The following is a 12695-nucleotide window of genomic DNA, read 5'->3' on the forward strand; positions in this document are numbered from 1 at the left end:
ATGTTGCTGTTGTCCGCCGACGTGCGGCGTCGAGCGAGCCGACGCCAGGTGTCGGCTATCTCCGGCGCAGTCGCACGTAGGCGAAGGCGCCAACTGCCAGAACGGCCACTGCAGCACCCGTTCCGATGATGGGCAAGAGGTTGCTGTCGCCCCCAGAGCCGGTGGAGTCCGCCACGGTCTTCTTGTCGGCCGCGCCCTTCTCACCGTCCTTCTTGTCATCCTCCCCGGAAGGGGAAGACGAAGAGGGGGACTTGGACGGTTCCTCCTGGACGAGGGGATTGCCGCCCGCCGGACCAGGGTCGCCTTCTCCGTCCAGGAGGACTCGACTGGGGCGGATCGTCCCGTAACCGATGTAGTCGCTGCGTCCATGGGCCTTCTCATCAGCCCTGCCGGCAGTATCGATCATGACCCGCAGCACCTGGTTCGCCGTCCAGTCGGGATGTGCCGACCAGATAAGAGCCGCCGAGGCGGAGGCTATCGCCGTGGCACTACTCGTTCCGCCGTCACCACCGCAGTAGCTCGTGAGGTTCTGGTCACACCAGCCAGGAATGTCATCTCCCGGAGCTGCGAGTGAAACATGACGACCGTGAGTGGACGTTTTCGATACCTTGGCCGTCTTGTCCACAGACGCTATACCGACCACCTCCGGGTACGCCGCGGGGTACTCAACCGAGTTCTCACCGTCTCCATTGTTCCCGGTTGCCGCAAACATCAACTTGCCTTTACTGGCCGCATACTTCACGGCTTCCTGCAGGTGAGAATACGGGAGATACCCGCCGATGGACATGTTGATGATGCGGGCATCACTGTCCACTGCTGCCCGGATGGCTTTGTGCGCCGTTTCCTCTTTTGGCTTGCCAGCGCCCTCGAATGTGGAAAGGTACGTCCGGATAGGAATGATCTCTGCCTCAGGGGCCAGCCCTCTCAGCCCCCCACCCTTTCCGGTACCCGCGATGAGTTCAGCCATCGTCGTACCGTGGCCGCTGTAGTCATCATTGGCACCCCCCTGTACTCCAGAGAAGTCCTTCCCGGACAAAACCTGGCCACCCAGGGACGGAGTCTCGCTCACTCCGCTGTCAATGACAGCAACCTTGACCCCTTCCCCCTTGCTGACCTTCCACATCTTCTCGGCCTGCATGGCTTCCAGGTACCACTGCTGGGAACGGATGTCCTCGGCTGCCGCAGCCGGAGCCAGTCCCACGAGGCACACACTCCACGCTCCGGCAGCCGCCAGCATGGGAATCAAACGCCGCCGAAAGCCTGACCGTGTAGCTCTCTCCGCCTGCTGATTCCCTGCAGTCATCCCTGCTCTCTCACCCTGGGAGTTATTCGACAACCGACGGAACGCTGCTGCCCCGCCTTGTGGACCACGTCTCGGCGTCCTCGGTCAGATAGCCGCGCCGACGCGTCTCCCTACGCTCCGGATCGCGTCCGGTCGACGTGCGACCGCGCGGCATCGTACGGATGGAATTACGGCTGTTGGCGTCAGAACCCCGGACCAATCCCATTCCACCGGGAGTGAACGCACGCGGAGTACGGGCTTGTGACGCTGCCCCGGAGCGTGGGTTACCGACGACGCCTCCGGGCGTCGAGACGAGCCGACCGCCCCGGTTACCGACCGCTCTCCCGGGGTTCGGGCTGCCCGCTCCTCCCATACCCATCCCCATGCCGCCCATCGGGGGACGCCCCATCGGCGGGTGCTCGCCGCCGACGACAGCCCCTCGCGGGAGGCGGGGCGCATTGTTCGCAGCAGGGCTGCTGCGGCTTGGTGTACCTCCGATGATGCCCGGCGGACGGCCCATGGGAGGCGGTGGAGAACCCGCACGACCGGGCGGATGGACGGGCATCCCCCCACCGGCAGGAGGACGCCCCATGAGCGGCCCAGGGGGAGGCGATGTGCGCCCGTTGCTGGGTCCGCCCAGGGGGCCCGTGTTCCGGGGAGCGCCGATGTTCTTGGCAAATCCGGGCCCTGTCGGCCGAGGCACGGCAGGGCCGGGGATGCCAATCGGGCCGATGGGCGGCGGGGGGACATTGGGCCCGCCGCCTCCCGTCGGGACCGGCGGCTTTATGCCTGGGTCCGCTTGCGTCAGCGGCGGAGCATAGCTGTCGATTTCTGTGCGGACAGGCGGGGTGGTCACCGAGTCCAGAGCGGGAGATGAAGGCGAGGGCCCGAGGCTGGAACCAGGGACGGACGCGGGCACACCGGGCGAGACGGACCCGGGCAGCTGGGACGAGGGAGTGGCGTTCGGACCGCTGAAGTCCGCCCCGCCGCCGGAGCCGCCGCCCGTTGACGCCGCGGCGAATGCAGCCCCCGAACTGTTGACCGAATAGACTCCGGCGCCTCCGGAACCAACTCGTTTCGGGTCGCCGAATCCCGGAGGAGCAGGCGGCATGCCGATTTCCTTGCCCGACAGCGGCTTGAACGTCGGCTCTTCCTGCCCGTACATCGTGTCGTGTGACACCTGGTAGTACGAGCTGAGCTTGTTCATCTGCATGATGGCCTCTTGGCGGGTCTCTTCCCGCTTCGTGGCATCAGCCTTCGCCGCCTTGACGAAGTCCTGGTTGTTGCCCTTCCGCTCCTTCTCCGGGATCTTGGCGACCTTAGGGCCGACCCCACCGTCGTCCCGGGGCGGCATCGATGCCTTGACCATCGCAAGGCCGAGCCCCGCCGCCTTGATCTGGACGCTGGCTGCGCTCGCGTAGGTGCCCAACTTCAGGGTGTCCTTGGCGAGGTTGCCGCCCCACCTGCGGAAAGCACTACCGGCCTGGCCCTGCCAGGTGACGTTCCCGATATGCGTCCTGAGGTCGCTGCCGACTTCCTCGATCTTCGTGGCGGCAGCCTCAAGGGCGTCCCCGGCCGCTTCGAGGTCTGCCGGCAGGGCATCCTCCACCATGTCCACCATGGCGTTCAGGTCGAACCCGTCGAAGGCCGTCTTGTTGAAGGCGGTTGTCTTGTTGTCCCCGAAGCCCCCGCCGAAGAATGGGGAGATCCGTCTGCGCAGGTCGGTGATGGCGACCTGCGCTTGAGCAATCGCGTCCTGCGGTGACGCCTTCTCGTTCCCGCTCATACGAAGTACCTCCCCCGGCTAGTCGAAGTCGCCGGTACGGTCGTCGGTGTCCTTGCCCTGACCCTCGCCGAGGCGTGCCTTCTCCTCAAGCTCCCGGTCCCTGCGGTCCTGCCTCTGGTCTTCGTATCGCTCTTCCGAGCGGGCCTGGATCTCCCAGAAGCGCCGCTTCTGGTCATCATCGAGGGTCTCGAAGTCGTTCTTCGAGCCAAGGACCGCGATGCCCATGGCCTCGATCTGGTCGTTGAGTGTCTGCGAGAGCGTCGTGAGGAGCGTGTGGACGCGGTTGTACTGCTTGAAGAGGGCGTCGGCCTCGTTGAAGTTGCCGCCGAAGGCGGCGCGGTGCACACCGCCTTCGGCGGACACCTTGCCCTTGGAGGCTGCCGATGTCTCCAGCTCCGTGAGTACGCTGTCCACCCGTGTCTTGAAAGTCTTGAGCGACTCGGCCTCGACCTCGAGATCCTTATCCGGAACCCCGCCGTACATCGGCATCAGGCTTTCCCCCTCCACCCGGTTCGACCATCGCAGTGCCTTGCGCTGACGTCTGGAAACACTCTAGCCACTGCGCACTGTTGTTCCAACTGCAAACCGCAAGAGATGACTTGAGCCACCAGGGCAACGTGGCGCGGGGAAGCAGGACGTCGTCCGCTGTCAACCCGCAGTCTGCAACAGGAGGGAACCATCCTGTCTACATCCGTGCCACGCGCCCATGGAAACCCTTCTTCCATGGGCGCTTTGTCCTCACTCGTTCGGTCGCCGTAAGAGTTCTGTCACGATCGTCGTCCCGCGCCCGAAGGGGGCCGCCGGACGCTCCCGGCTGCTAAGGCGTCGCCCCACGGCGGCGCCAGTCACGGTAGACCAGGGCTCCTCCACCCAGTACGCCCACCAGGACTCCCCCGCCGACCACCACGTAGGTGCCCAGGCGTTCGTTCCGTTCCTGGGTGGACTCGCCCAACTGGAGTTCGGCAGGGGAAGGCTCCTCCGCCTTGCTGACGCCCTCGCGCGCCACCGGTTCGTCGATGGGCTGGTCGTCCTCGGTCAAGGCGCGCACCGGGTCGATGACGCCCCAGCCCACATGCCGGTCGCGCCCGCTGATCGAACGCTCGGCGGTCTGTTCGAGCTGGGCGACGATCTGGTGCTGCTTCCAGTCGGGGTGCTCGGCGCGCAGCAGCGCCGCCACGCCGGCGACGTACGGGGCGGAGAAGCTGGTCCCGTTATCGGCACAGTGGCCGCCTCCCGGAACCGTGGTGACCATGTCCACACCGGGAGCGGCGATGCCCACGAACTCGCCGGACTGGGAGAAGGGCGCACGCTCGTTGTTGCGGTCCGAGGAGGCGACCGCGAGTACACCCGGGTACGAGGCGGGGTACGTCTTTTTCACGTTGCCGCCCGACCCGTCGTTGCCGGCCGAGGCGATCACCACCACATCGGCGGCCAGCGCCTCGTCCACCGCGCGCTTGAGGACGGATTCGGGCCTCAGCGCCTCCGCTGTGTCCTGCGAGATGTTGATGACGTCGGCGCCCGCCTTCACGGCGTACTCGATGGAGGCAGCCAGGGTGGCGGCGGTGCCCGTGCCCTCCGCGTCGTTCTGCTGTATCGGAATGACCGTGGCTTCGGGCGCGAGGCCGACGAAGCCGGTCTTGTCGCTGGGACGGGCGGCGATGATGCCGGCGACCTTGGTGCCGTGGCCGACCAGGTCCGTGGTGCCGTTCTCCTTGCCCCGCTTCGGGGCGTTTCCGTACTCGTCCTTCTTACGCTTCTTAGGCAGCATGTTCTTGCCGCGCTTGGTGTCCACCGCTTCCTTGAGCTGCGGGTGCTTGACGTCCACGCCGGTGTCGATGACGGCGACGCTGACCCCCTTGCCCTTCGTGGTCTGCCAGAGCTGGTCGATGAGTACCCGTTTGAGTGACCAGGGCCGTCCCTCGAACGGCTTGGACGGGAAGGTGCACTGGCCGCCGCCCTCCGCGGCGGCCGGGGGCACCCACGCCAGTCCCGCGAGCCCGGTCAGGGCCGTCAGGCCCACGGCCCCCGCCACGGGGTACGCCGCCCACCGCCCCCGCCAGGTGATACAGCCGCGCCTGCTCCTGCTGGTACGTCGTTGCATCATCGCGTCCGTCCTCCCCGCGGTCAGGAACCCTGCGGCTGCTTGGCCGCGCTGGTGCTCAGACGTGGTCCCGTCGGCAGGAACTGCGACCAGACGGCAGGCACCGGCACGGGGGTGGCGTCCTTGAAGCCGAGCCGGAGCTGAGCCCTGTTGCCCTCCTCCTGCGCCTGCTCCTTCGTCTTCTTCTTGCCGTCGGACCCGATCCCGGACTCGTCCTCACCGCTGTCGGCGTTGCCCTGGACCGCGTAACGCAGACCGGTGTCGGTGACCAGGAAGACGCCGCCGGACTTGGTGTCCTGCCCCTTCACCTGGCGGAACAGCAGACCCGAACCCGGGCTGACATACGCGCTGGTGGCGCCGTTGGGCAGCGCCGCAGGGTAGTCGTCACTGGCCCAGGTGCTGAGGGTGGTGGTGCCCTCCTTCTTGTCGACATCGCGCAGTACGTTGCACAGCGTGTCGCGGTCGCCGCTGGACTTGTTGACGGTTTCGGCCTCGTCCTCGGGCCACTCCAGGTTCCCGCCGTAGACGTCGTTGCTGGGGGAGATGGCCCCCAGGCTCACGGCGGTCGGCTTGCCGTGCTGTCCGAGGGAGATCGATTCCTTGCTGTTCAGCAACAGCTTCGCCATGAAGTCGGTGACCGGCCTGACCTGCTTGTCGAGCACCACGTAGTGCTGCGGCCCGTCACCCGTGTCGGCCTTCAGCACCGTACCGATCTTGTTTGCATTCGCATCGAGATTGCCGGGAACACCGGCCGGATCACCAATCCGCTCGACCGTCGGGAACTGGATCGCGTCGCCCTTCTTCAGGGTCTTCAACCAGTCCTCGGTGACCTGCTGGGGTTCGTTCCGCGTCTTGCCGACCACGTTGAGCAGCAGGTTGGGGTCGCGGGCGATCGGGTACGCCGTGCCGCTCTTGTCGACGACATACAGCTTGTCGCCCGGTCCCTCCACGTACATGACGTCGCCCGCGCGCAGCCGGCTCTTTCCTTCGACCTTGCTCTTCTCCCGGTCGGCCAGCACGAAGGCGGCCTTCTGCGCGGACCGGCCGTTCGCACCCGGTTGGGTGCAGACAGCCCAGCGTTTCGACTCGGAGGCCTCACCCGCATCGGGCAGCCGGTCGGGAGCGTAGGGGATGCCGATCGTGGCACCGTGCGGTATGTCGCCGTTGTCGAGGGTCTTCTCGTCGACCTCGACAATCTCGAACTTGTCCGGGTCCAGGAGGAGTTTGGCGGAGGCGAGGTTCAGTACGGGGTGCAGCTGCGTCTTGCCGTCGGTCTTGAGGACGACATAGCGCGTCGTCGAGTCACTGCCGATGATGACCTTCTGGCCCGGCTCGTCCCAGCCTTCGGGCGCCTTGGGCTTGAACATGCCCCAGGCGCCGAAGCCCGCCATGATCACCACTCCGATGATCAGCCCTGGTACCACCGCGCGCAGGGGGCGAGGAGCGCCCTCCTCGGTGCCGCTCGGGGTGGGCTGGAGGAAGGCCGCCAGCAATCGCTTCTTCGCGAAGGTGTAGGCGTTGAGCTCGTCCCGCCGTGATGCCATGTCTTGTTGCTTCTCCCCACTGGCCGGCTCCAGCGTCCCCGGGAACACTGCCACAGATGCCGATTGTCGGACCGGCCCCTACTATGCCTGCTGACGGTCCTCCTCCGCTGCTCCGGTAGGGTGATCGCCCGGCCAACGTCCCATGTGTTACCGGGGCGAATTCGGATATGAGGGGGCTTTGCGGCGATGGGATCTGCGACGCGCACCCAGGGGCCCGCGACGCGCTCCGGTCCACCCGGACCTCCGGGCCCCGGGGCAGGGGCGAACGGTGCGCGACCCCGTACACCCGCCTCCACGGTGCTGCGCACCGAGTCACAGACGAGCCGTCTCGGTCCGTTCCAACTGCAACAACTCGTGCTGATCGAGCTGGCGCTGACGGTACTGGTGGTCGGCGCGGCCATCGACGAGCTGATGCTCGTGCCGGCCGGCGTCGTCGCGGCAGCGTTGGTGCTGTTCGCCCTGGTACGCCGCCATCAGCGTTCGGTGCGGGACTGGGTCTCGACGGTGCTGGGGCTGCGCGCCCGCAGGCGCCAGTTGACGGCGCCGCCGACGGAGCGGGTCGACGCGAGTCTGGCCCCCGCGGCCGAATGCGTACCCGGCCTCCGTACCTACGCGTTCGTGGACCGCGACCGGCGCACCGTGGGGATGATCGGTGACGGCAGCTTCGTCAGCGCCGTCGTACGGGTAGAGGCTGGAGTGACCGCGCTGCGGCCCGCCTTCGGCGCCCGTGCGCTACCGCTGGGACTGCTGCACGACGCGCTCGAGATGGACGGAATACGGCTCGAGTCGGCGCAGCTGGTCCAGCACGTACAGCCCGCACCCGCGCCTCACCTGCCGGAACAGGCCGTGGCCCGGCGCAGTTACGCCCCGTTGCAGGAGCAGACCGGTTCACCGGCACTGCGACTCACGTGGGTCGCGCTGAAGCTGGATCCGGAGCTGTGCCGGGAGGCGGTCGAGGCACGCGGCGGCGGGCTCCAGGGTGCGCAGAAGTGCCTGCTGCGCGCGGCCGATCAGCTGGCCAGCCGGATAACCGGGGCGGGCTTCCGCGCCACCGTCCTCAACGAGGAGGAGCTCGTCTCCGCCGTGGCCACCTCTGCATGCGTCAATCCCCTCGCCACAGCGCGGGCGAGCCAGCCGGACGCCCCGCCGGTCCGGCGTACCGCCGAGACAGCGCGCACATGGCGCTGCGACGACCGGCTGCACACCACCTACGGCGTCGGCCGGTGGCCGGAGCTGGGTCGGGCGGCGACGCCGCTGCCCCGGCTGGTGTCGCTGCTGACCTCGGTCCCGGCGCTGACGACGACCTTCAGCCTGACGGTGGCCCGCGGCGTACGCCGCCAGTCGGTTGCCGTAAGCGGCCATGTGCGCGTCACCGGGCGTACGGACACCGAACTGACGGCCGCCCGCCGTCATCTGGAGCGCTCCGCACGCGGCGCGAAGGTCGGGCTGGTGCGGCTGGACCGTGAGCAACTGCCCGGGCTGCTCGCGACGCTGCCGCTGGGCGGTGCGCGCTGATGGCGGCCGGGCTGGGGCACCTGCGGGGCCTGCGCGGGCCGCGCCGTGCGCATCACGCGCTGCCTGTCGATCATCTGGGTGCGCTTTCCCTCCCCATCGGCGACGACGGCGTCGTGATCGGCAACGATGCGGAGGGGCGCCCACAGGTGCTGGGCTTCCACCATCCGGCACCGTACGACGTGGTCCTGATCGGCGGGCTCTGGACTGCGCAGGTGCTGGCGCTGCGCACGGCGGGCACCGGTGCGCGGGTCGCCGTCGAGACGGGGCGGCCGCAGGTGTGGACGAACCTGGCGCAGGCGGCGGGTGGCGGCCTGGAGTGCATCACGCTGCACGAGGTGGGCCGGGTGCCCCCGTTGGGGCCGACGGTGGGCAGTCCGACGCTGGTCATCCGCGACTGCGGGATGCGCCCACCGCGTGGCCGGGTCGCTTCGGCTGCGTGGCAGTCGGTACTCACCCTGCTGCCCTATCTGAGTCCGGTGGCCCCGCGACTGCTGCGTGGTGCGGCGCTGGCGGGTATCCAGCGGGTGTCACCGGACGAGGCGAAGCAGATCGGCCGGGTGATGTCCCTGCCGCAAGGGGACGTGGAGGCACTGTCGACGCTGGGCGACGGAGTCACTCTCTGGTGCACCCGGGGCGACCGGCACTATGCGCTGACGCAGCCGACCGATGCCGAGTCGGGACTGCTGGGCACCGCACGGCGGCTGGACTGACGGGTCGCTAGAGACATTTGCGGCCGGACTCGGTGTGGCAGCCCGGGGCGACAGTGCGGAAGCAGGACGACGGGATCGCGGTCGCAGCGGGGACAGTGGCGTACCAGACGGCCCGCCGCCTGTGTGGCGGCGCGTCACTCGTGTACGGCGCGATCCAACGGACGGAGATTCGAGTGCCGGGCTGCTGGCCCCGGTCGCGGCTGCTTCGTGGCTGAGTTCAGCACTCGGCAACTACTATGCCGTTGTAGGCGTGACATACGGGGCGGACGAACGGGCGGGGGCGGTCGGCCGGCTCCCGCCGGCCGGTCCGTTGCGGAGGCCTTCCGCTGCGAAGGCCTTCCGCTGCAGGGGGCGTGACGCCTGCCCTGGGACGTGGAAGTCCGCGACGGAATCGATACCCGCCGCCCGGTTGAGCCGGATGGCACGCTTCGGTGGCAATAGTGGGAAACAGGACCGGCGCCGTGTCCTGCCTGGCGATGATTAGTCTGGTCGGTACGCGCAGCCGCAAACCGGGGTGTACGACCACAGCAGCAGGAGGACTTGTGAGCAGCGATCGGGACGAGATCCGCGTCGGCGGGACCACGCCCGACACAGAGCGGCTCGATACGGAGGCTGAATCCGAGCACGACTCGGAGACGACCGGCCAGTTCACCATCGACTACACGCCGCCTGCCTGGTACACACAGGATGCGGAGCCCTCGCCGCCCGCACCCGCACCCGCACCCGCACCCGCACCCGCACCTACGGACAGTGCCCCGGCCACGCCCTATACGTTGGCGCCGCCCATGAGCGACGCCAACGTCGCACCGGACGTCGCCCCCGGACCAGACTCCGGCCGGGTGCAGGACGAGGGCCCGATCCCCGTCCTGCCGCCGCCCTCGCTGCCGCAACACGAGGACCAGCGGGAGGCGACAGCGGAAGATCCCGGCGGCGTCGACGGACCGCAAGAGGAACGTCCTGTGGTGCCGGAGGGGTTCGGCCCGGCAGACAGTCCGGCGGCGTTCGAAGAGCCCGCAGCAGGCGGGGACCGAAGCGCTCTCGACAGCGCGGCTCACAGCCCAGAGGGCGAGAGCCCGGCCGACGGGTACCCGGCGACTGCCTCGGACGGGGCGTCCGAGACGCGCTCCGGTCAGCCGTTGCCCGACAGTGTTTCGGACGGCGAGGTCGACAGCGGCGCCACCATGCGATTCTCCGCAGCCGACCTGCGCAGTGAGATCGCCCGCTACCGGAGCGAGGCGGAGAAGAACGATACGCAGAGTGGGCCGGTCGACGCCGCATCTGTCAGTCAGGACCCGGGTTCGGCACCGCGGTCGGAGCCCTGGGACGGTGCCGATGCCCTGCCGACCGACGGCCCCGGGACGGGGACTGCCGCCCATCGCGCCGACGACAGCGACGGGCCTCGGGACGCAGTGCCCGCGGACGCGGAGCCGGTAGACGCGGAGCCGAGCGACGCAGGTCCCCCGGGCGCACCCAGCGATGGAGCGCCGACCGACGCGGGCCCGGGGACCACGGCCCCGTACGGCGCACCCGGTCCACCCGACGGCGCGCCCGCCAGCCGTACCGAGCCGCAGGACACTCCCCCGCCGCACCCGCTGTCCACCACCCCGCAACAGGCCTCCCCTTGGCCCGCGTCGCCGAACGGCCCCGGTACGCCGCCCGGCGGACTCCCGCCGCTCCCCCCGCACTTCCAGCCCGCGTACCCGACGCCGGCCGCAGCCTCCCAGCCCGCCCCGCCGCCGCAGGGAGCTCCCTGGCCCACGGCCGCCGACGCCGCACCACAGACAGCGGCGCCCGCCGCACCCGACATGCCCGGAGAGCCGTACGGCGGCGGGCCGAACGTACCGCCTGCGTACGGCGCGGGCCCCCCGGCCCAACCGGGCGCCGGCGCACCGGCACCCGGCATCCCCGCGCTGCCCCCCGGGGGCGGCTACGGCACCATGCCCGGCGCCGCTCCGCTTCCTCCTGCACAGCACCAGGGCGGTTACGGCGCGCCCCGGCCGCCCCAGACTGCTGTTCCAGGTCAGGCAGAACGGCAACCGCAGTCCCAGCAGTTGCCGGGAGCGCAGCCTCCTCCGCAACCGGAAGGTTACGGTTATCCGCAGCCCGGACAGCCCGGTGGCCAGCTCCAGCCCGCACCGCCGCCCGGGCCGCAACCCCAGCCCTACACCCAGCAACCGCAGCAGTACCCCGGTGTCCCCACACCTGACCAATCCCCCCAGCCCGGCGGTTACGGCTTCCCACAACCCCTCCCGCCGGGGCCCGGACAGCCTTCAGCCCAGGGTCCGAGCACTCCTGCCCCGAACTCAGCACCAGCGCCCCAGCCCGCGCAACCCGCCTACCCCGACCCTTACGCGGCGCACCGGCCGCAGGCAGAGCCCGGCGGCTATCAGCCCCTCCCGCCGGGCCACGGGCAACCGGCGCCTCCCGGCTCTCTGCCCTCCGCCCAGTCCGCGCCCTCGGCCCAGCAGCCGCAGGCACCGCCCTCCCAGGACCCCCGCAGGACGGCGCACGGGGGCTCTCCCCTGGGCTACACGGCGGCGGTGGAGCTGTCGTCGGACCGGCTGCTGAGCGGCAAGAAGAAGCCTCGTTCGCAGAACCCGGGCCGTGCCGGTTCCCGGTTCCGCCTCGGTGGCAAGAAGGAGGAGGCGGAGCGGCAGCGCAAGCTCGAACTGATCCGCACGCCGGTGCTCTCCTGCTACCGCATCGCGGTGATCAGCCTCAAGGGCGGCGTGGGCAAGACCACGACCACGACCGCGCTCGGCTCCACTCTGGCGATCGAACGCCAGGACAAGGTGATCGCCATCGACGCGAACCCCGATGCGGGCACGTTGGGCCGCCGGGTGCGCCGGGAGACCGGTGCGACCATCCGGGACCTGGTCACCGCGATCCCGTATCTCAACAGCTACATGGACATCCGCCGGTTCACCTCGCAGACGCCCTCGGGACTGGAGATCCTGGCGAACGACGTGGACCCGGCCGTCTCCACGACCTTCAACGATGACGACTACCGTCGGGTCATCGACATTCTCGGCAAGCAGTACCCAATCATCCTGACGGACTCGGGGACCGGCCTCCTGTACTCCGCAATGCGCGGAGTGCTGGACCTCGCCCATCAGTTGATCATCATCTCGACCCCGTCGGTCGACGGCGCGAGCAGCGCGAGCACCACACTCGACTGGCTGTCCGCACACGGATACAGCGATCTCGTGCAGCGCAGCATCACGGTGATCTCGGGGGTGCGCGAGACCGGAAAAATGATCAAGGTCGAGGACATCGTGTCGCACTTCGAAACGCGCTGCCGGGGCGTGGTGACCATTCCGTTCGATGAACACCTGTCCGCAGGGGCCGAGCTGGATCTCGACCTGATGCGCCCCAAGACCCGTGAGGCGTACTTCCAGCTCTCGGCCATGATCGCCGAGGATTTCTCCCGCGCTCAGCAGGAACAGGGTCTCTGGACGGCGGACGGCAACCCGCCGCCGCAGCTCGCGCCTCCGATGCCCGGGCAGGGCGGGCCGGGCCAGCCGTACGTGCCGGGCCAACCCTCACCGGGAGACCGGCCGGGCGTCCAGCAGCCACCGGCTCAGGGGCAACCGCCGTACCAGGGGCAGCCGTACGGGCCGCCGCCCCCACATCAACAGCAGCCCTACCCGCAGCAGGGCGGCAGTTGGCCGCAGCAACCGCCGCAGCGGTGACCGCCTGTTGAGGCGGGCACGGGTCGGGGCCGGGCGGTGACCGCCACATGGTGGCGGGCACCGCC

At 69.2% G+C, this 12695-nt stretch carries 8 protein-coding genes; 3 read left to right on the plus strand and 5 right to left on the minus strand.

Annotation, left to right across the window (positions count from 1 at the left end; translation table 11 throughout):
- Positions 1–55 precede the first annotated feature (55 nt).
- From mycP (LHJ74_RS33170) to eccB, 5 genes are all read right to left on the minus strand, one after another.
- Positions 56–1201: a type VII secretion-associated serine protease mycosin gene (gene mycP, locus LHJ74_RS33170; protein WP_311203378.1), complete on the minus strand. Its 1146-nt coding sequence runs from the start codon at positions 1199–1201 to the stop codon at positions 56–58.
- 124 nt (positions 1202–1325) lie between these two features.
- A complete protein-coding gene (locus LHJ74_RS33175) occupies positions 1326–3068 on the minus strand; it encodes a hypothetical protein (protein WP_260222058.1) in 1743 nt (580 codons plus the stop codon).
- Between the two features lie 18 nt (positions 3069–3086).
- A complete protein-coding gene (locus tag LHJ74_RS33180) occupies positions 3087–3557 on the minus strand; it encodes a DUF2563 family protein (RefSeq protein WP_260222050.1) in 471 nt (156 codons plus the stop codon).
- 328 nt (positions 3558–3885) lie between these two features.
- The gene (mycP, locus tag LHJ74_RS33185) at positions 3886–5172 is read right to left on the minus strand and encodes a type VII secretion-associated serine protease mycosin (protein ID WP_260222051.1); all 1287 of its coding nucleotides are present in this window, start codon (positions 5170–5172) and stop codon (positions 3886–3888) included.
- Between the two features lie 20 nt (positions 5173–5192).
- Positions 5193–6713 carry a type VII secretion protein EccB gene (gene eccB, locus LHJ74_RS33190; protein ID WP_260222052.1) on the minus strand — a complete coding sequence of 507 codons (1521 nt, stop codon included), beginning with the start codon at positions 6711–6713 and terminating at the stop codon, positions 5193–5195.
- A gap of 186 nt (positions 6714–6899) precedes the next feature.
- Between eccB and eccE the strand changes: the two genes are divergently transcribed.
- The 3 genes from eccE to LHJ74_RS33205 all read left to right on the plus strand — a co-directional run bounded on the left by eccE (position 6900) and on the right by LHJ74_RS33205 (position 12630).
- Positions 6900–8228, plus strand: a complete 1329-nt coding sequence (gene eccE, locus LHJ74_RS33195; RefSeq protein ID WP_260222053.1) for a type VII secretion protein EccE — start codon at positions 6900–6902, stop codon at positions 8226–8228.
- On the plus strand, positions 8228–8938 hold the full coding sequence (locus tag LHJ74_RS33200) for a hypothetical protein (RefSeq protein WP_260222054.1): 711 nt from the start codon (positions 8228–8230) through the stop codon (positions 8936–8938). The genes eccE and LHJ74_RS33200 overlap by 1 nt, the downstream gene beginning before the upstream one ends.
- A gap of 542 nt (positions 8939–9480) precedes the next feature.
- Complete coding sequence (locus tag LHJ74_RS33205; RefSeq protein ID WP_260222055.1) at positions 9481–12630, plus strand: SCO5717 family growth-regulating ATPase; 3150 nt, start codon at positions 9481–9483, stop codon at positions 12628–12630.
- The last annotated feature ends 65 nt before the right edge of the window (positions 12631–12695 follow it).

This window comes from Streptomyces gossypii, from assembly GCF_025165795.1.
In the GTDB taxonomy this organism is placed as follows: Bacteria; Actinomycetota; Actinomycetes; order Streptomycetales; family Streptomycetaceae; genus Streptomyces; species Streptomyces gossypii.